This window comes from Enterobacter sp. BIGb0383, assembly GCF_003751845.1.
Classification (GTDB): Bacteria; Pseudomonadota; Gammaproteobacteria; order Enterobacterales; family Enterobacteriaceae; genus BIGb0383.
Window position 1 is genome coordinate 1021964 of record NZ_RJKQ01000002.1, and the last position, 20134, is coordinate 1042097.

17 protein-coding genes are annotated in these 20134 nt (G+C 58.4%); 8 read left to right on the forward strand and 9 right to left on the reverse strand.

The genetic code is table 11. From position 1 onward, the window contains the following. Positions 1–7: 7 nt before the first annotated feature. A complete protein-coding gene (locus EDF81_RS13150) occupies positions 8–1375 on the reverse strand; it encodes a 2-hydroxycarboxylate transporter family protein (RefSeq protein ID WP_123348568.1) in 1368 nt (455 codons plus the stop codon). 348 nt (positions 1376–1723) lie between these two features. Between EDF81_RS13150 and EDF81_RS13155 the strand changes: the two genes are divergently transcribed. Further along, positions 1724–3361 (forward strand): sensor histidine kinase, encoded by a 1638-nt coding sequence (locus EDF81_RS13155; protein WP_123349057.1) that lies wholly within the window; start codon positions 1724–1726, stop codon positions 3359–3361. After that, entirely contained in the window at positions 3351–4052 is a 702-nt protein-coding gene (locus EDF81_RS13160) for a response regulator (RefSeq protein WP_123348569.1), read from the forward strand. Before EDF81_RS13155 ends, EDF81_RS13160 begins: the two co-directional genes overlap by 11 nt. Before the next feature lie 42 nt (positions 4053–4094). Here the strand turns inward: EDF81_RS13160 and djlA are convergent, their stop codons facing one another. After that, positions 4095–4910 (reverse strand): co-chaperone DjlA, encoded by an 816-nt coding sequence (djlA, locus tag EDF81_RS13165; protein WP_123348570.1) that lies wholly within the window; start codon positions 4908–4910, stop codon positions 4095–4097. Positions 4911–5093: 183 nt separating this feature from the next. Between djlA and lptD the strand changes: the two genes are divergently transcribed. The 6 genes from lptD to apaH are packed head-to-tail and all read left to right on the forward strand — an operon-like array spanning position 5094 to position 11890. Next, positions 5094–7490, forward strand: a complete 2397-nt coding sequence (gene lptD / locus EDF81_RS13170; RefSeq protein WP_123348571.1) for an LPS assembly protein LptD — start codon at positions 5094–5096, stop codon at positions 7488–7490. 53 nt (positions 7491–7543) lie between these two features. Next, positions 7544–8836, forward strand: coding sequence for a peptidylprolyl isomerase SurA (surA, locus tag EDF81_RS13175; RefSeq protein ID WP_123348572.1), 1293 nt, complete (start codon positions 7544–7546; stop codon positions 8834–8836). Then, on the forward strand, positions 8837–9829 hold the full coding sequence (gene pdxA, locus EDF81_RS13180) for a 4-hydroxythreonine-4-phosphate dehydrogenase PdxA (RefSeq protein ID WP_123348573.1): 993 nt from the start codon (positions 8837–8839) through the stop codon (positions 9827–9829). It abuts the gene before it with no gap. Further along, positions 9826–10647, forward strand: coding sequence for a 16S rRNA (adenine(1518)-N(6)/adenine(1519)-N(6))-dimethyltransferase RsmA (gene rsmA / locus EDF81_RS13185; RefSeq protein WP_123348574.1), 822 nt, complete (start codon positions 9826–9828; stop codon positions 10645–10647). The genes pdxA and rsmA overlap by 4 nt, the downstream gene beginning before the upstream one ends. 3 nt (positions 10648–10650) lie before the next feature. Beyond that, positions 10651–11028, forward strand: coding sequence for a Co2+/Mg2+ efflux protein ApaG (apaG, locus tag EDF81_RS13190; protein ID WP_123348575.1), 378 nt, complete (start codon positions 10651–10653; stop codon positions 11026–11028). A 4-nt stretch (positions 11029–11032) separates the two neighbouring features. After that, positions 11033–11890, forward strand: a complete 858-nt coding sequence (gene apaH, locus EDF81_RS13195; RefSeq protein ID WP_123348576.1) for a bis(5'-nucleosyl)-tetraphosphatase (symmetrical) ApaH — start codon at positions 11033–11035, stop codon at positions 11888–11890. Positions 11891–11924: 34 nt separating this feature from the next. Here the strand turns inward: apaH and EDF81_RS13200 are convergent, their stop codons facing one another. The 7 genes from EDF81_RS13200 to folA form a co-directional block, all read right to left on the reverse strand. Continuing rightward, positions 11925–13055, reverse strand: coding sequence for an alkylhydroperoxidase domain protein (locus EDF81_RS13200; protein ID WP_123348577.1), 1131 nt, complete (start codon positions 13053–13055; stop codon positions 11925–11927). Further along, positions 13052–14086: a putative FMN-dependent luciferase-like monooxygenase gene (locus EDF81_RS13205; RefSeq protein ID WP_123348578.1), complete on the reverse strand. Its 1035-nt coding sequence runs from the start codon at positions 14084–14086 to the stop codon at positions 13052–13054. The genes EDF81_RS13200 and EDF81_RS13205 overlap by 4 nt, the downstream gene beginning before the upstream one ends. Before the next feature lie 15 nt (positions 14087–14101). Beyond that, positions 14102–15751, reverse strand: a complete 1650-nt coding sequence (locus EDF81_RS13210; RefSeq protein ID WP_123348579.1) for an ABC transporter ATP-binding protein — start codon at positions 15749–15751, stop codon at positions 14102–14104. Beyond that, a complete protein-coding gene (locus EDF81_RS13215; protein WP_123348580.1) occupies positions 15748–16608 on the reverse strand; it encodes an ABC transporter permease in 861 nt (286 codons plus the stop codon). Before EDF81_RS13215 ends, EDF81_RS13210 begins: the two co-directional genes overlap by 4 nt. After that, on the reverse strand, positions 16605–17549 hold the full coding sequence (locus tag EDF81_RS13220; RefSeq protein WP_123348581.1) for an ABC transporter permease: 945 nt from the start codon (positions 17547–17549) through the stop codon (positions 16605–16607). Before EDF81_RS13220 ends, EDF81_RS13215 begins: the two co-directional genes overlap by 4 nt. 33 nt (positions 17550–17582) lie before the next feature. Then, a complete protein-coding gene (locus EDF81_RS13225) occupies positions 17583–19226 on the reverse strand; it encodes a TIGR04028 family ABC transporter substrate-binding protein (protein ID WP_123348582.1) in 1644 nt (547 codons plus the stop codon). A gap of 252 nt (positions 19227–19478) precedes the next feature. Continuing rightward, positions 19479–19958 (reverse strand): type 3 dihydrofolate reductase, encoded by a 480-nt coding sequence (folA, locus tag EDF81_RS13230; RefSeq protein ID WP_123348583.1) that lies wholly within the window; start codon positions 19956–19958, stop codon positions 19479–19481. Positions 19959–20134 lie beyond the last annotated feature (176 nt).

Below are 20134 nucleotides of genomic sequence, written 5' to 3' on the forward strand. Positions count from 1 at the left end.
TCATTAATCAAACGAGGAAGTTGCTCAGTACCAGCAGCGAGATGGAGACGTTGATCGCCCCGCCGATGCGGGTCGCAATCTGGGCGAACGGCATCAGGCTCATACGGTTACCGGCGGTAAGAATGGCGACGTCACCGGTCCCGCCCTGGCCGCTCTGGCAGCAGGAAACGATGGCCACATCGATGGGATACATGCCGATTTTTTTACCGACAAAGAAGCCGGTCACCACCAGCGCAGAGACGGTGCTGATAATCACGATCAGGTTGGTCAGGGTGAAAGCGTTAACCAGCTCCTGCCACGGGGTGATCGCTACGCCGACGGCAAAGAGGATCGGATAGGTCACCGAGGTCTGGAAGAATTTATAGACCACCTGAGAGCCTTCCAGAATGCGCGGAGAAACGCCGTGAGTGAGCTTCACCAGCACCGCCATAAACAGCATCCCCACCGGCGCAGGCAGGCCCGTCAGCTTGTGGCCGAGCATCCCCAGCATGTAGAGCAGTACCGCCAGCAGCGCGCCGGAGGCGATAGTCGTGACGTCTGCCTTGCCGGAAAATGCCGGCGTCGATGAGGTGCTCTGACCCACATCGTTGTCGCGGTCAGGCATCAGCTGGCCTTCACCGGTCAGGTGCGGATAGCGCTTACCCAGCTGGTTAAGGCTGCCGGAGATAATGATCGCCGTCAGGCTACCCAGCATCACCATCGGCAGCACGCGACCCAGGGCAACACCCTGATCCATATGCAGTATCGCGGCATAACCGATAGAAAGCGGGATCGCCCCTTCGCCCACGCCACCCGCCATAATCGGCAGAATAATAAAGAAGAAGATCTGGAACGGCTCAAGACCCAGCGCCATCCCCACGCCCATCCCGACCACCATGCCGACGATTTCACCGCACAGCATCGGGAAGAAGATACGCAGGAAACCCTGAATCAGCGTAGTGCGGTTCATACTCATGATGCTGCCAACGATAATGCAGCAGATATAGAGATAGAGAATATTGGTGGACTTGTAGAATTTCACCGTTGAGTCCACCACCACATCCGGCAGCAGGCCGTAATAGACCAGCGCGGACGGAATAAAGGTGGCGCAGATCGCCGCCGCTCCCAGCTTGCCGACAATCGGCAGACGTTTGCCGAACTCGCCGCAGGCAAAGCCGAAGAAGGCCAGGGTCGCGACCATGACCACAATATCGCTCGGCAGCTTACCGCCCATGCAGTCAATCGCGATCAGCGCCCCGGCCAGCAAAAACAGCGGCAGCGGGATAATCCCGACCTTCCACGTATCCATAATGTGCCACCACTTCTCTTTGAGCGACGTTTGTGAAACGTCGAGTGGCTCCTGGGTAACAGAAAAAGAATTGTCAGTCGTGCTCATCATTAAGCCCCTTGGTTATTTGTGCGCTTAGCGTAGAGGCCTGACGACTTACTTTATGTGAGAGCCGACATATTAATTATGGAGTTTTAATGGTCACTATGGTTTTTATGGTTTCTTTTATTTAATGTGACCGGACCCCGGAGTTATTGGCGTGGTTTTTATGGTTTTTTTTATAATTCACACAAACAAATAACATTTTAAAAAATAGATAAAAACATTCCCTGCACCATCAGACTCCTCCCGTAAATCTCTTGCTGTGCAAGGGCTCACAAGTTTCTTTGAAAGTCCGCGCGGGGATAATGAAAGGTGATAGAGTAGCGACTTTCAATGATACCGCACGTGATAGTCATGAAGGTTTCTTTCCAGATTAAATTATTTGTTTCCCTGGTGGCTTTTTTCTCAGGATTGTTTGCATTGCTTGGCGGGTATTATTATTTCGATGTTAATCGCCAGCTTTATCAGGAAATGAGCACCCGCGCCAGAATACAGGCTGAAGAAATTGCGTTAATTCCTACGCTACGGCGAACCGTGGCCGAAAAAGATATCGCGGCGATCAAACCCTTTATGCAAAAACTGGCCTCCCGCAGCGACGCCAGTTTTATGGTGGTGGGTGATAATAAAGGCCACCACCTGTTCCACTCGGTGTTTGAAGACAGGGTCGGTACGACCCTGGTGGGCGGTGATAATCAGGCGGTGCTGGCCGGAGAAAGCACCGTCACGATCCGCCAGGGTGGGCTGGGCATCTCCCTGCGCAGCAAAGCGCCCATTTTTGATGACGCGGGCAAGGTGGTCGGCATTGTCTCGGTGGGCTATCTCACCAGCTATCTCGATACCATCACCTTCGGCAAGGTGCTCAATATTTTGATCGCCGCGGTGCTGCTGCTGATCGCGCTGTTTGTCTTCTCCTGGTTCTTCACCCGCAGCATTAAGAAGCAGATCTTTTCGCTGGAGCCACGGGAAATTGGCCTGCTGGTCCGTCAGCAGAAAGCCATGATGGAGTCGATCTACGAAGGGGTGATCGCCATTGATGCCGGAATGCGAATCAGCGTGATTAACCAGGCGGCCAGGGCGCTACTCGGGCTTAATCAGCCCACGCGAGCGCTGCGCGGATTGCCGATTGGCGAAGTGATCGCCCCGGTGCCCTTTTTCACCCAGGCGACGATGCTGGCTAAAGATACCCACGACGAAATCTGCCGCTTTAACCAGCTGACGGTGATCGCCAGCCGGGTCAGAATCAGGCTCGAAGACTCACTGCAGGGTTGGGTGATCACCTTTCGCGATCGCAACGAGATAGACTCCCTCAGCGCCCAGCTAAGTCAGGTCAAACGCTATGTCGATAACCTGCGCATTATGCGCCACGAGCAGCTTAACCGGATGACCACCCTTTCCGGCCTCCTGCATATGGGCCACTACGATGAAGCCATTCGTTATATTCAGGCCCAGTCGGAGCACGCCCAGGAGCTGCTGGACTTTATCTCTTCCCGCTTCAGCTCTCCCACCCTCTGCGGCCTGCTGCTGGGCAAGACTGCCCGCGCCCGGGAGAAAGGCGTCGAGCTGGCATTTGACCCGGCCTGCCAGATGGATCAGCCGCTGGCCACGCTGGCCGAAGCGGAACTGATTTCGATTATTGGTAACCTGCTCGATAACGCCATTGAGGCGACCCAGCGTGCGGTTACCCCACACCTGCCCGTCGAGGTGCTGATCCTGCGAAACGATCGCGAACTGATTATCGAGGTTGCCGATCGGGGCGTCGGCATTGATCCGGCAATCCGCGAGCGCATTTTCGAACGCGGCATCACCACCAAAACCCGTGGCGATCATGGGATTGGCCTCTATCTGATCGCCAGCTATGTGAGCCAGGCCGGTGGAACGGTGGAGGTCAGCGACAATCTGCCGAAGGGCACCATTTTTTCGTTATTTATCCCCGCGCAAGGAAACGTCAGACGTTCTCCTCTGGCGCTGCAGGAGGCGCACTATGCACCATGAATTTATTGATGTGTTGATTGTAGAGGATGAGAGTGAGCTGGCGCAGCTACACGCTGAGCTTGTCGGCAAGCATCCACGCCTCAGGCTGGCGGGCATCGCCTCGACGCTTGCCCAGGCGCAGCAGTTGCTTGACGAGCTGCATCCGCAGCTGGTGCTGCTGGATAACTACCTGCCGGACGGCAAGGGTATCACCCTGATTAGCGACCCGCTGCTGGTCCGCGCCAACTGCTCGGTTATCTTTATTACCGCCGCCAGCGATATGGACACCTGCAGCCTGGCGATCCGCAACGGGGCGTTTGATTACATCCTGAAACCCGTCTCCTGGAAGCGGCTGAGCCAGTCGCTGGAACGCTTTGTACAGTTCAATGAGCAACAGCGGGTGTGGAAATTTGTCGACCAGCAAAACGTCGATTCCCTCTATCAGCTTCAGGCGAGGAATTACCGACTGGATAACGGCAGTAAAGGAATAGAAGAAAAAACGCTGACGCTGGTACGTAACCTGTTTACCGACTGCGATAAACAGGGTTACTCGGTAGATGAGGTGGTGAGCGAAACCGGGCTGAGTAAAACCACCACCCGTCGCTATCTGGAACACTGCGTGGAAACGGGTTTTCTCGATGTCGAGATGCTGTACGGCAAAATTGGTCATCCGCGCCGGATGTACCGACGGGCGGAGCAGGCGGCATCCTGAAACCTGTCCTCCCTGTTCTGCGTCGAAAGGGAGGACCGCAGGTTACTTAATTCCTTTATGCTCTTTAATCAGCTCGTACGCCTTTTGAATATCCTGCGCTTTCTGCTTGGCCATCTCCATCATCTCCGGCGGCAGGCCTTTCGCCACCAGCTTATCAGGATGGTGCTCCGCCATCAGCTTGCGCCAGGCGCGCTTAATGGTCAGCGCATCGTCGTCAGGCTTCACGCCCAGCACATTGCAGGCATCTTCCAGCGTCGGCCCACGCGGTGGCTGCTGCCAGCCGCCGCCCGCAGAGTGCTGATGGTTGCCGCCGCCAAACTGCGCGCCGCCCTGCATCATGCGCAGGTATTGATCGAACTGGCCGCGTGAAATACCCAGTTCTTCGGCGATGACATACAGCACCTCGCGCTCGTTCGGGTGCAGCGAGCCGTCGGCAAAGGCCGCCTGGATCTGAATTTCCAGAAACATCCTAATCAAATCGATACGGCCAAAACAGACGCTGCGCAGCTGGCGCATCTTGTCACGCAGCGGATAATTATCCGCCTTGCCGGCACGAAAAGCCTGCTGTGCTGCGGACCGGGACTCGCCGTGCAGGTTCATCCGGTCCATTAACCGACTGGCGGCATGAATATCCGCTTCGGTTACGCGCCCTTTTGATTTGGTCAGATGCCCCATCACCTCAAAGGTGGTGATAAAGAACAAGGACTGTCGTTCCCGCTGCCCGGCAAACCCATTTAGCCGACGGTTGCGAGCCGTATCAAACATATGACCGACGATCAGGCCAAGTACCGCGCCCCAGAAGCCACCGCCCATCATTACTGCGACCGCAACGCCAATTACTTTTCCCCAATACTGCATATACTCCCCAAATCGTCATGCCACCGGCTAAAATATCGATTATCATACCCGTCATTGTATGCCGTGCCTAACCTCCCGGGCACGAAAGCGGGCAGGATAAAAACTGGCGCTGTGCAGATGAGTACGTTAGGCTGGCTCTTCGCCAGCGCATTGCCACAGATGACGGAACAACAAATACAACGTATGAAAAAACGTATTCCCACCCTTCTGGCCACCATGATCGCCAGCGCCCTCTATAGTCAGCAGGGACTGGCGGCCGATCTTGCCTCGCAGTGCATGCTGGGCGTCCCGAGCTATAACCGTCCGCTGGTGGAAGGTGACACCAACAACCAGCCGGTGACGATTAACGCCGATCATGCCAAAGGCGACTACCCTGACAACGCCGTTTTCTCCGGCAATGTTGATATCAATCAGGCCAATAGTCGACTGCGCGCGGATGAAGTTCAACTGCACCAGAAGCAGGTGGAAGGCATCGCCGAACCGGTACGTACCGTTGATGCCTTAGGTAATGTGCACTATGACGATAATCAGGTCATTCTGAAAGGTCCGAAAGCGTGGTCGAATCTGAACACCAAAGACACTAACGTCTGGGAAGGTGATTATCAGATGGTGGGACGTCAGGGCCGCGGCAATGCCGACCTGATGAAACAGCGCGGCGAGAACCGCTATACCATTCTGGAGAACGGGACCTTTACCTCCTGCCTGCCGGGTTCCAATACCTGGAGCGTGGTCGGCAGTGAAGTGATCCACGATCGCGAAGAGCAGGTTGCCGAAATCTGGAACGCCCGCTTTAAGCTTGGGCCAGTGCCTATCTTCTATAGCCCCTATTTACAGCTGCCGGTGGGCGATAAGCGACGTTCAGGCTTCCTGATCCCCAACGCCAAATACAGTACCAACAACTATTTTGAATTTTCGCTGCCGTATTACTGGAATATTGCGCCTAACTTCGATGCCACCCTCACGCCGCACTATATCCATAAGCGTGGCAACGTGCAGTGGCAGAACGAATTCCGCTATTTAACAGGTGCCGGCACGGGCCTGGTAGAGTTTGACTACCTGCCGTCAGATGATGTCTATGCCGACGCGAACCCGGGTCAGAGCGACCGTCACCGCTGGCTGTTCTACTGGAACCACGGCGGCGTTATGGACCAGGTCTGGCGCTTCAATATTGATTACACCAAGGTTAGCGATCAAACCTACTTCAATGATTTCACCTCGAAATACGGCTCCAGCACCGACGGCTATGCCACGCAGATTTTCAGCGCGGGCTATGCGGTAGAAAACTTCGATGCCACAATATCCAGCCGCCAGTTCCAGGTATTTAACAGCGCGTCCAGCAACTCCTATGCCGCCCAGCCCCAGCTGGATGTGAACTACTACAAGCAGGATCTCGGTCCGTTTGACGCGCGCGTTTATGGACAGGCCGTGCGTTTTGTGAATACCAATAGCAGCCTGCCGGAAGCCACGCGTTTACATCTGGAACCGACCCTGTCCCTGCCGGTGTCGAACGCCTGGTCCAGCCTGAATACCGAAGTCAAAATGCTGGCAACTCACTACCAGCAGGATAACCTTGAGAGCTACCGCACCTACGCACAGACACGCTACAACCTCTACGGCGGTAACGACACATTGCGCACGCTGAATTCGGCAAACAAGATGAAAAGCAGCGTTGACCGCGTGATGCCACAGCTGAAAGTCGACGGTAAGCTGATTTTCGAGCGCGATTTGGACCTGGCCCAGGGCTACTCGCAGACCCTGGAACCGCGTGCACAGTACCTGTACGTGCCTTATCGCGACCAGAGCGGCATCAACAACTACGACTCCGCGCTGCTGCAATCCGACTACAGTGGACTGTTCCGCGAGCGCACCTACGGCGGTCTGGATCGCGTCGCCTCCGCCAACCAGGTCACCACCGGGCTGACCTCGCGAATTTATGATCAGGCTGCAGTTGAACGTTTTAACGTTTCTGTGGGTCAAATCTACTACTTCACCGAATCCCGAACCGGTGATGACAGTATTAACAGGGAAAAAGACAACCAGACCGGTTCGCTATTGTGGGCGGGTGATACTTACTGGCGCATCTCTGACCGTTGGGGCCTGCGCGGTGGGCTGCAGTATGATACCCGCCTCGACAGCGTCGCGACCGGCAGCAGCAGCATTGAGTATCGCCGCGATTCAGATAGCATCCTGCAGCTGAATTACCGCTATGCCAGCCCGGAATACGTGCAGGCAACGCTCCCGTCCTATGCGAACGTGGAGCAGTATAAAGACGGTATTTCGCAGGCGGGCGCGGTTGCCAGCTGGCCGATCGTCGATCGCTGGTCGGTTGTCGGAGCCTACTATTACGACACCAAAACCAACAAGCCGGCAAACCAGATGCTGGGCGTGCAGTATAACTCCTGCTGCTACGCTATCCGCGTTGGCTATGAGCGTAAGATTAACGGTTGGCTCAATGACCAAAGTAAATATGACAAAACCATCGGCTTTAACATTGAACTACGTGGCCTGAGTTCCAACTATGGCCTGGGCACCCAGCAAATGCTGCGTTCCAACATTTTGCCTTATAGTAGCTCTCTGTAATGCAGTTGATTCAAAACGAAACCCGCATCGCGGTTAATGGAAATGGAAAAGGTATGAAGAACTGGAAAACGCTGCTTCCTGGTATCGCTTTAATCTTTGTCGCGCATACCAGCTTCGCTGCTCCGCAGGTTGTCGATAAAGTCGCAGCCGTCGTCAACAATGGTGTAGTCCTTGAAAGCGACGTTGATGGTTTAATGCAGTCGGTAAAGCTGAATTCCGGTCAGTCAGGTCAGCAGCTTCCTGATGATGCCACGCTGCGCCATCAGATCCTTGAACGTTTGATTATGGATCAGATTGTCCTGCAGATGGGCCAGAAAATGGGCGTACAGGTCACCGATGAGCAGGTCGATCAGGCGATTGCCAACATCGCCCAGCAGAACAATATGACCCTCGATCAGATGCGCAGCCGCCTGGCCTACGATGGCCTGAGCTACAGCACCTATCGCGGTCAGATCCGCAAAGAGATGCTGATCTCCGAAGTCCGTAATAACGAAGTGCGTCGCCGCGTCACGATCCTCCCGCAGGAAGTCGACGCGCTGGCGCAGCAGGTAGGCAACCAGAATGATGCCAGCACCGAGCTGAATCTGAGCCACATCCTGCTGCCGCTGCCGGAAAACCCGACCTCAGAGCAGGTTAGCGAAGTGGCTAATCAGGCTAACGCGATTATTGCCCAGGCGCGCAACGGCGACGACTTCGGCAAGCTGGCGATTGCCTACTCTGCCGATCAGCAGGCCCTGAAGGGCGGCCAGATGGGCTGGGGCCGTATTCAGGAGCTGCCGTCTATTTTCGGCCAGGCGCTGAGCACGGCGAAGAAAGGCGATATCGTGGGTCCGATCCGCTCCGGCGTCGGTTTCCACATCCTTAAAGTTAACGATCTGCGCGGCCAGAGCCAGACCATGTCGGTGACTGAAGTTCACGCCCGCCATATTCTGCTCAAGCCGTCACCGATCATGTCTGACGATCAGGCCCGCATGAAGCTGGAGCAGATCGCCGCCGATATTAAGACCGGGAAAACCACGTTTGCCAATGCGGCTAAAGAGTTCTCCCAGGATCCGGGTTCTGCAAACCAGGGCGGTGACCTGGGTTGGGCAACCCCGACCGTCTACGATCCGGCGTTCCGCGATGCCATCCTGAAGCTGAACAAAGGCCAGACCAGCGGTCCGGTTCACTCCTCCTTCGGCTGGCACTTAATTGAGCTGCTGGACACCCGCAACGTCGATAAGACCGATGCGGCGCAGAAAGATCGTGCCTATCGCATGCTGATGAACCGCAAGTTCTCTGAAGAAGCGGCCGTCTGGATGCAGGAACAGCGCGCCAGCGCCTATGTGAAGGTGCTGAGCAACTAAATGGCAGCCCCTGCACAGCGTCTTATCCTGACCCCCGGCGAACCCGCCGGGATTGGTCCGGACCTGGTTATCCAGCTTGCCCAGCGTGACTGGCCGGTTGAGCTGGTTGTCTGTGCAGATGCCACGCTATTACAGGAGCGGGCGGCAATGCTCGCCCTGCCCCTGTCGCTTATCCCTTATGATGCAACGCGCCCTGCGCAGCCTCAGCGTGCCGGGACCCTCACCCTGCTCTCTCAGCCACTTTATGCTCCGGTAACGCCCGGCGTACTCTGCGTCGATAACGGCCAGTACGTGGTTGATACCCTGTCCCGCGCCTGCGATGGCTGTATGAGCGGCGAGTTTGCCGCCCTGGTCACCGGGCCGGTACATAAAGGGGTGATTAACGACGCCGGTATTCCCTTCACCGGGCATACGGAGTTTTTCGAAGCCCGCTCAGCGACGCCTAAAGTCGTGATGATGCTGGCGACCGAAGAGCTGCGGGTTGCACTCGCCACGACTCATCTTCCTCTGAAGGATGTGGCCCGGGCGATTACCCCCGATCTGCTGCAGGAGGTCATCACCATCCTGCATCGCGATCTGCGGGAAAAGTTCGGTATTGGCGATCCCCACGTTCTGGTATGCGGCCTTAACCCGCATGCGGGAGAAGGCGGGCATATGGGAATGGAAGAGATCGATACCATTATCCCCGTGCTGGAAAACCTGCGTACGCAGGGGATGCGACTCAGCGGTCCGCTGCCCGCAGACACCCTTTTCCAGTTGAAATACCTTGAGCACGCCGACGCGGTGCTGGCGATGTATCACGATCAGGGCCTGCCCGTGCTAAAATACCAGGGCTTTGGTCGCGGCGTGAACATCACCCTCGGCCTGCCCTTTATTCGCACGTCCGTCGACCACGGTACCGCCCTTGAACTGGCGGGCCAGAACAAGGCGGACGTCGGCAGTTTTATTACGGCGCTTAATCTCGCCATCAAAATGATTGTTAACACTAAATGAATAATCGAGTCCATCAGGGCCACTTAGCCCGTAAACGTTTCGGGCAAAACTTCCTCAACGATCAGTTTGTGATCGACAGCATTGTTTCGGCCATCAATCCGCAGAAAAACCAGGCTATGGTTGAAATCGGCCCGGGCCTGGGCGCGCTGACCGAGCCGGTCGGCGAACGCCTCGACAAGCTGACCGTTATCGAGCTGGACCGCGACCTGGCAGCACGTCTGCAGACCCACCCGTTCCTCGCGCCTAAGCTGACCATTTATCAGCAGGATGCGATGACCATGGACTTCGGTAAGCTTTCCGAAGAGATGGGCCAGCCGCTGCGCGTCTTTGGTAACCTGCCGTACAACATCTCTACGCCGCTGATGTTCCATCTTTTCAGCTTTGCTAATGCTATCGCCGATATGCACTTTATGCTGCAGAAAGAAGTGGTCAACCGCCTGGTTGCAGGACCAGACAGTAAGGCGTATGGTCGATTAACCGTGATGGCGCAGTACTATTGCCAGGTTATTCCGGTCCTTGAAGTGCCGCCGACGGCCTTCACGCCGGCGCCGAAAGTTGATTCTGCCGTGGTCCGCCTGGTGCCGCATGCCACCCTGCCACATCCGGTGAAAGATATCCGTGTTCTTAGCCGTCTGACCACGGAAGCGTTCAACCAGCGCCGTAAAACGATTCGTAACAGCCTCGGGAATGTGTTTACCGCCGAGGTACTGACCGGGCTGGGTATCGACCCGGCAAAACGTGCCGAGAACGTCTCCGTCGCCCAGTATTGCCAGCTGGCAAACTACCTGGTCGACAACGCGCCGCCGAAGGAGAAATAACAGATGATCGATTCGCCCCGAGTTTGCGTACAGGTGCAGAGCGTCTATATTGAGTCGCAGTCTTCGCCCGACGATGAGCGCTATGTTTTCGCCTACACCGTCACCATCCGCAATCTGGGGCGGACGCCCGTCCAGCTGTTGAGCCGCTACTGGCGGATCACCAACGGCAACGGTAAGGAAACCGAAGTCCAGGGAGAAGGTGTGGTCGGCGTTCAGCCCCATATCGCCCCCGGCGACGAATACCAGTACACCAGCGGCGCGGTCATTGAAACGCCGCTGGGTACCATGCAGGGCCACTACCAGATGGTCGATGACCAGGGTAATGCCTTTACGCTCGATATTCCGGTCTTCCGGCTGGCTGTCTCAACTCTAATCCATTAATCCCATGTCTACCTATCTTATTGGCGATGTTCACGGTTGCTACGATGAACTGCTCGCCCTGCTGCGACAGGTCAATTTTTCGCCTGAAAACGACGAGCTGTGGCTGACGGGCGATCTCGTTGCCCGTGGTCCCGGCTCACTGGATGTGCTGCGCTTTGTGAAGTCGTTGGGCGATTGCGTGCGGATGGTGCTGGGGAATCATGACCTGCATCTGCTGGCGGTTTATGCCGGTATTAGCCGCAATAAACCGAAAGACCGCGTGACGCCGCTGCTTGAGGCACCGGATGCGGATGACCTGCTTAACTGGCTACGCCGTCAGCCGCTCTTACAGATCGACGAAGAGAAAAAGCTGATGATGGCCCACGCGGGCATTACGCCTCAGTGGGATCTCGCCACGACAAAAGCCTGCGCCCGCGATGTGGAAGCGGTGCTGGCCAGCGACGCCTACCCGCTGTTCCTCGATGCGATGTACGGCGACCTGCCCAATAACTGGTCGCCGGAGCTGTCAGGCCTGGCCCGACTGCGCTTTATCACCAACGTCTTTACCCGGATGCGCTACTGCTTCCCTAACGGCCAACTGGAGATGTACAGCAAAGAGTCGCCGGAGCATGCCCCGCCGCCGCTGAAGCCGTGGTTTGCGATCCCGGGACCGGTTAGCGAAGAGTACAGTATTGCCTTCGGGCACTGGGCCTCGCTGGATGGAAAAGGCACGCCGGAAGGCATTTACGCGCTTGATACCGGCTGCTGCTGGGGAGGCGATCTGACCTGCCTGCGCTGGGAAGATAAAACCTGGTTTGTACAACCGTCCAACCGCCAGCAGGAAACCGACGACGGCGACCTGCTGCTCAATAGCGGTATCTAAAATAACGGCCCGTGATTTCACGGGCCGTTCTCTTTTAGTCTTCCGGCCAGAACGGCTCGCCCAGGGTCAGCATCAGCCGGTTAGCCCATGAGAAGAACGCCGCCGACTGCACCACATCAACAATCTCCAGCGTATCCAGCCCCTGCTCCCGCAGCCGCGCCAGATCGTGAGCATCTGCCAGCGCAGGTGTCGCAGAGAGGCGGGCGGAAAAATCGATAATCGCCTGCCAGCGGGGAGACTGTCCCTGCCCCAGCTCGTCGCCGGGTGCGACATCCAGCAGTCGCTGAACCTCTTCCGTCTGCTTCGAAAGCTGGCTGGCTTTGCGGGCGTGGACCGAGGCGCAGAAGATGCAGCCGTTCACTTTGCTGGTCACCGCCGCCACCAGCTCGCGCTCTTTACGCGGCAGCCCGCCCGGCGTATAGAAAATGCCTTTATCGGTCAGCGTCCGCTGCTCCAGCACCGGCAAATTGCGCCCCAGCAGGCGAAAATAGTCAGAATCCGTATGGCCAAAACGGGCCAGGATCGCCTGCTCCTCCTCGTTAAACTCAGCCAGCGGCTTCGCACTCAGCCACGGCTCCCAGCCCAGTTCGGCCTGGGTAAACGCCTGAGGCGCGGCTTTTCCGGTATGGGTTTCCGGCTGGGTATGCCAGCTTCCGGCCACCGCCGACAGCGCCGGGTGGATTTTGACATCGCGCCCGGCAATCAGCCGGTAGCCGCGCAGTAGACGGCTCTGGAAATTCACAAAGGCGACCAGCTGCGACAGGGTGACAATATCCTTCGCGGACCAGCCGGCCTGCTGGAGGTCGCGCAGCTGATCGGGGCTGGCGCTGACCGGGGCGGTGGTCAGACGCTCGACCCAGGCCTGCGCCCGCTGTAGCGCAGGCGTGAGCGTCGGCGTTGGAAAGTCTGCCAGCCGGTCGGCATAGAATCGTTGCAGGATCTCATCCTGCTGCAGAAGCGTAATTTTTTCCGCCAGCCAGAAACGCAGAGAGAGCGGCAGGGCGCTATCCTCGGCGTCAGCGGTAAAGATCGCGTCATAGCTTCCCTGAGTATGACGGGTCGCAGCCTCACGGGTCTGTCGGGCGACAGCCAGGGGAGAGTTTGGGCCAATACCGGCCAGTGAATCGAGAATATCGGATGAAACTGCGGTCAGAACCTCACTCATGCAACCTCCTTTCCAAATGGGCTTTTCTGTTTAATGGCAGCGGTCCAGCCAAGTGCCGGAGCGACCTCTGTGGCGATAAGTTCCAGCGAGCGCAGGATCAGCGCATGCGGCGGATCGATAGAGTGCACCTGGAACGCCACGTCGGTGACGCGGGCCAGCGCGCTGTCCAGCCGCAGAGAAGCAATCACATCCTGCGCGGACCCCACGTGGCTGTCGAAAGAGGCGATCAGCTCTTCCACCGACGACTCGCTCACGGGACGGAATGCGCCCGATCGTGCGGCGGATCGCCGCAGCCCTTTATTCGCCAGATCGAGCGCCAGCTGACGATCGTCGGCCACGAAGACGCTGCGCGATCCGAGGATCCGCGGCGCAACGCCTGACGGCAGCGCGGCCAGATAGGCATCGATCATCGGATTTTGCAGATCGGCCAGGCTGGCATCGGGAAAATGCTCCGGACGCGGCTGGGTGCGGGACAACATCAGCCCGTCTCCGGCCCGGCCCGCGCGTTCGGCCCCTTCCACGGAGAAGGTCGCCTGCCAGACGCGTTTATCCAGCTGGGGTGCCGCCGGATAAAGCTGACCGCCATCGTCACTCAACGCCTCGCCACGCCAGGCGGCGCGGACTTTCGCCAGATAGCGACCCAGAATTTCCCCTCGCTTCGCGCTATCGTGGCCGAAGGCGGCAAAGGAGGACGGCGTCCCGCCGGAGCCGACCCCGACCTCCAGCCGCCCGTCGCTCAGCAGATCCAGCACGGCGGTATCTTCCGCCACCCGCAGCGGCTCCTCCATCGGTAGCGTAATCACCCCGGTGCCCAGACGAATATGGCGGGTACGCACGGCGACCTGGGCGAGGAACACCAGCGGCGACGGCAGGCCGCCCTCATCGGCATGAAAGTGGTGCTGCGCAACCCAGGCGCTGTCGAAGCCAAGCTGCTCGGCCTTAATAATCTGCTCCGTTGCCAGCCGGTAACGCTGCTGCGCGGAGACGTCATCCAGCAGTCGGGTAAAGAAACCCAGACGTTTCGTTGTCATTGTGCGGTCCTTAGTTTATGACGGACGGGCAAATACCCGGTGCTGCTGCCCCGGTATCGCCTCGATCAGTTCGCGGGTGTAAGGGTTAGCGGGCCGGGAGAAAATCTGCTCCACCGGACCGGATTCAATGAGTTTTCCGTGGCAGAGCACGGAAACCGTGTCGGCGATTTGCCTGACCACAGCCAGATCGTGAGAGATAAAGAGATAGGTCAGCCCCAGCGCCTCCTGTAGCTCTGCCAAAAGACGCAGGATCTGCGCCTGCACGGTCACGTCCAGCGCGGAGACGGCTTCATCGAGCACCAGCACCTGCGGCTCCAGGACCAGGGCCCGGGCAATCGCCACGCGCTGGCGCTGTCCGCCCGACAGTTCGCGAGGCCGGCGTGTCAGCATTGAGGCGGGCAGCGCCACCCGCTCAAACATCTCATGGACCTTCTGCGACCGCTGCGCGGGAGTATGACGGTTAAAGTTGCGCAGAGGCTCCTCGACAATATCGAACAGCCGCTGGGAAGGATCGAGGGAGGCAAAGGGGTTCTGATAGACCAGCTGGACGTGCTGGCGGAACTGGCGCAGCGCCTCACCTTTCAGGTGTGTGATATCGGTCCCGTCGATCAGAATGCGCCCGCCCGCCGGAGGCTGGAAGCCCAGCAGACTGCGGGCGGTGGTGGTTTTCCCCGATCCGGACTCGCCGACAATCGCATGGGTGGTGCCACGGGCTACGCTGAACGACACATTATCCACCGCCCGAAACCGCTCGCCCTTGCGCCCGGCTAGGGGAAACTCCTGCACCAGATTCTCCACCGAGACAATCACCTCTCCGCTGCCGGTCCGGGGCGTACGCGGGGTCGGATTCAGTGAAGGGACGTTTGCCAGCAGGGTGCGGGCATACTGGCTGGCGGGCGCGTCCAGCACCGCCAGGGTCGGTCCCTGCTCCTGGATTGCCCCGTCCTGGAAAACCAGCAGACGGTCGGCGCGCTCCGCCGCCACCGCCAGATCGTGGGTCACAAACAGCACCGCGGTGCCGTTCTCGCGCCGCAGTTCATCCAGCAGGTCGAGAATGCGCTTTTGTACCGTCACATCGAGGGCGCTGGTTGGTTCATCGGCAATAATCAGCGCCGGTTTCAGCGCAATGGCAATGGCGATCAGCACCCGCTGTTTCATTCCGCCGGAGAGCTCATGCGGATACTGCCTGGCCCGCAGGTCCGGCTGCGTCAGGCCCACGCGGGCCAGCAGCGCCAGAGTCTGCTCCCGGGTGGTACGCCGATCCTGGCGCAGATGAATACGCAGGACTTCATCCACCTGCTCGCCAATGGTCTGTACCGGATTAAGCGAGGTCGTGGGATCCTGCGGGATCAGGCTAATTTGCGCCCCGCGCACCCCGTCGAGTCGCTTCTGCGACCAGCCGCTGATATCGGTCCCGTTCAGGCGGATCGCCCCTCGCGTCAGGCGACCATTTTCAGCCAGCAGGCCAATAACCGCCTGGGCGGTGGTGGTTTTTCCCGAGCCGGACTCGCCGACCAGGGCTACCACTTCGCCGGGGTGGATCACAAAAGAGACGCCTTCCACAACGGTCTGTTCCTGCTCGCCGCTGCGGTAGGCGATGGTGACGTTTTCCAGCGCCAGCACCGGCGCGGTGGCGCTATTCTGTAAACCGGCTAACAGGCTCATCGCTCACTCCTGCGGATAGACTGGCTAATACGATTGGCGGAGAGCACCACCAGCACCACGACCAGCCCCGGGAAGGTGGTCAGCCACCAGGCGGTCGCAATATAGTTACGGCCTTCGGCAATCAGCAGTCCCCACTCCGGCGTCGGCGGCGGCGCGCCGTAGCCGAGAAAGCTCAGGGTGGAAATCGCCAGGATGGCGCTGCCAAACTGCAGGGCGGCAAAGGCAAAAACGGTGGTCAGGGAGTTGGGCAGAATGTGCCGCCACAGCACGCTGAAAAAGGTGCCGCCGCTGCCGTAAGCCGCTTCCACATAGTCGCTGTGCCGCACGCGCAGCACCTCCGCGCGCACCAGTCGGGTAAAACTCGCCACCGAGGTGACGCCCACCGCAATGGCCGCGTTAACGGTGCCGAAGCCCAGCAGAATAATCACGCTCAGGGCCAGCAGCAGGCCGGGGATCGCCAGCAGCACGTCGATGCAGCGCATCACCACGCCGTCAAGCCAGCCGCCCACTGCCCCGGCCAGCAGGCCAAAAAGCGTGCCCAGCACCAGGCCAAGCCCCACGGCAATCACCGCCCCGGAGAGAGAGTGCACCGCGCCGTAAACGATGCGCGCATAGAGGTCCCGCCCCAGCTGATCGGTCCCCAGCCAGAAGGCCGCATCCGGCGCCAGTCGCTGCGCGCCCGGCGTGCCCTCCACCGGGCTATATGCGGTAAACCAGCCGGGAAACAGCGCCCATAGCGTGACGGTCACAATCACCAGCCAGGCGAACAGCAGGCCCGGCTGGACAGAGAGGCGACGCAGATTCAGCCGCTGACGCAGCAGCGGAAAGGTGATTTTTTCCAGTTGGAGAATGGTCATCGCAGCGCTCCCGTGGTGTGTTTCAGTCGCGGATCCAGCAGCGGGAACAGCAGATCCACCGCCAGGTTAACGACGACAAACGCCGTCGCAGAGATCAGGACAATCGCCTGCAGTACGCTGCTGTCCTGATAGTTAACCGCCTCCTGAGTCAGCTGGCCGAGGCCGTTACGGCCAAATACCGTCTCGGTAATCAGCGCTCCGGCAATCAATTCCCCGAGCAGCAGCCCGGCAATGGTCAGCGTCGGCAGCATCGCGTTGCGGGCGATATGCCGCCAGACCACGCCGCTGCGGCTGGCGCCTTTGGCGCGGGCGACGCTGACAAAAGGCTGAGTCTGGATCTGGTCGATGCTGCGCATCAGCACCTGAGCCAGCGGCGCGGAGATCGGCAGCGCCAGCGTCAGCACCGGCAGGATCAAACCTTCCCATTCTCCGGGGTTGATCACCGGGATCCACCCCAGGCGGAACGAGAAGATCTGAATCAGCACGATCCCCAGCCAGAACGTCGGCACGGAGATAAAGAGCGAGGGCAGCGACTGCAAAACATTACGCAGCCAGGCAAAGCCCGTCAGGGTAGATATAAAGGCCAATGCAAACGCCAGCAGACTCGCCACTACGAGGCCGAGCGTTGCCAGCAGCAGCGTCGGCGGCAGATTGGCAGCAATCAGCTCGGAGACCGGTACGCCCGCCTGCAAAGAGAGGCCGAAGTCGCCGCGCAGGATCTGACCGATAGCGTGAAAATACTGGGTCAGCAGCGGCGTATCGGCCCCGTAGGCCAGCCGAAGCTGGGCAATCTGCTCCGCGCTCAGGCCCAGCTCCGGGTTCTGAAACTTAATCAGCACCGCATCGCCCGGCATCGCCTGCAGCAGGATAAAAGAGAGGGTAAACGCCGCCCACAGCACCAGCAGCGCCTGGCCCGTTCGCAGAGCAAGATAGCGATTCATGATGGTCTCCTTATGCAGACTTACGCCGTCGCCTTACTTATCCAGCCAGGTGTTATAGAAGCTGGGTCGCCCCACGGCTTCAAATTCGATGCCTTTCGTGGTTGCCGCCCCGGCAAACACCTGCGGCTCCTCAAAAATCGGGATCACATAGGCCTGGTCGATCAGGTAGTTCTGCACTTCCCCCACCAGCGCCAGCCGCTTGCTGCGGTCGGTTTCAGTGGCGATGCCGTCAAGAAGGGTATTGAGATGGGCATCGACAAAGTTCTGCACTTTGTCGCTGCTGCCGCCTTTTTGCAGCAGGACGTTACGCACGGTCGGGTAGTACTGGCTTTTCAGCACGTCCGGGTCTGCGCGCCCCACCATCGCCGGAGCCACGGCAGTTTTTAGCGGATCGAGGCTGTCGACGGTTTTGCTGCCTGCATCACCGGCCAGCACATTCAGTTTCACGCCCACTTTGGCCCACTGCTGCGCCACCAGCTGCAGCGTCTCTTTGTTTTGCGGCTGCGGCAGCGATTCATAGGCGGTCAGCGTCAGGCTTTTGCCCTCTTTCTGCCTGATGCCCTGCTGACCCGTTTTCCAGCCAGCATCATCCAGCAGGCGAGAGGCCTGCGCCGGATCGAAAGTCAGTTTCTGGCTGAGATCGACATAGCCCGCCGCCGTTTTCGCCAGCGGCGAAGTGGCCTGCGGATAATTTGCCGAGAACAGGGTATCGACGATCTCTTTGGCGTTGGTGGCGTGCAGCAGCGCCTGACGCACGCGGATATCGGCGACCAGCGGGTTATCCGGGCGGAACACCACGCTGTTGTTAACGCCGCGCGTTGCCGGGGCATACACCGTAAAGCCCTGCTCCTGCACCCGCTTTTCGTCATAGGCCTGGATTTGACGGATGGCATCCGCCTGCCCGGAGAGCAGCGCCCCGATACGCACGCTGTCTTCCGGCGTCACCAGAATGGTAATGCCGTCGAGCCAGGCGCGGCCCTGATGGCTAAATTTCGCCGGTGCCCAGTTGTAATCTTCCCGGGCGGTCAGCTTCAGTTCGCGTCCCAGTTTTTCGCTGCTGACCACGAACGGGCCGGAGCCAATCACATTTTTCGCGCTGCCCAACTGATTGAAATTCCGCGCCAGCGTGCTGAGGGAGACCAGACCGGAGCCTATCGCCGAGGTGCCCTGCAGGAAACCGGGTGAGGGTTTCTTAAAGTAAAACTTCACCGTCAGAGGATCGATCACTTCACTGTGGTCATAGTTGCTGATGACCTCGGAAACCGGCTGGTTCAGCGCCGGGTTACCCAGTCCGTAGGTATCAAAGTTTTTCGCCACCGCCTTCGCATCCAGCGGCGTGCCGTCGGAGAAAGTCACGCCGGGGCGGATCTTAAAGGTGTACTCGGTATTTTCAGGGTTAACCGTCCAGGATTCCGCAATCCAGGGTTCGATTTCCAGGGTTTTCGGATTCTGATACGTCAGTTTGTCGGTGATTTGGTTGAGGATCCCGCCGTTGGGGTAGAACCCGCCCGCCGGGGTATAGAGATTGGTGTGCGCCTGCTGTTCCAGATAGATCAGCGTGCCGCCGGTTTTCGGTTTTTCATCCGCTGCCTGTACGCCTGATACGCTGCCCAGAAGCAGTAATGAGGCAAGCACATGCCGTTTCTTTTTATGGTGATCCGTTAAAAAAGTAGCCACGATGGTGATTCCTGCTTTGTCTGTTTTTGTTGGAAGTTGTGATTAATCAGGTGAACAGGCTTGCCGGTTGCGGTCCGTCACAAACCGACAGCACAGGTCGATATTTCCACAGGGTTTCAGAAACAGCAAAGAACAAAACCGGCATTGGTTATCCAGTTTTGAGGCAGGAAAAGTGCGGACTTTCGGGATGTTGGGCATAAAAAAAGGGGCGATGCGAAGGCATGCCCCTGTTCGGTGACGCGTGAAAACGGACTAGCGTCGTTCGAGGATCTCAAAGCAGTAGCTATGGGAATTCTGCTGATCGGCGTCGTGGAATTCGCTGAATTCAGACTCCCATTCGTCAGGATCGTAATCCGGGAAATGCGTGTCCCCTTCCACTTCCGCATCGATATGCGTCAGATAGAGGCGCTGGGCTTTCGGCAGGAACTGCTCATAAACCCGACCGCCGCCGATCACCATGATCTCTTCGACGTCGCCGCAGGCGGCAATCGCCTCGTCAACCGATTTGACCCACTGGACGCGATCGTCAGTGCCCGGCTGGCTGCTGATCACGATATTTTTGCGCCCCGGCAGCGGACGGCCAATAGACTCCCAGGTCAGGCGGCCCATTACCACAGGCTTATTCAGGGTATTACGCTTAAACCACGCAAGATCGGCAGGCAGGTTCCACGGCATGGCGTTTTCCATACCGATAACCCGATCTACCGCCAGCGCCGCAATCAGACTGATCATTGAATATTTCCCGGATACAAAAAAATTGCCGCCACTATACGGAAAGCGCATTCTTTCGTCGACTGGCGCTCCGCGAAAGAAACAGAATATTTTTCATTCTGCTGACGCGCCCACATCGCCTGGCTGGACCACTGCCCTTACAGGCGCTGACAAAACAGCGCCTTACGCGTAAAGCG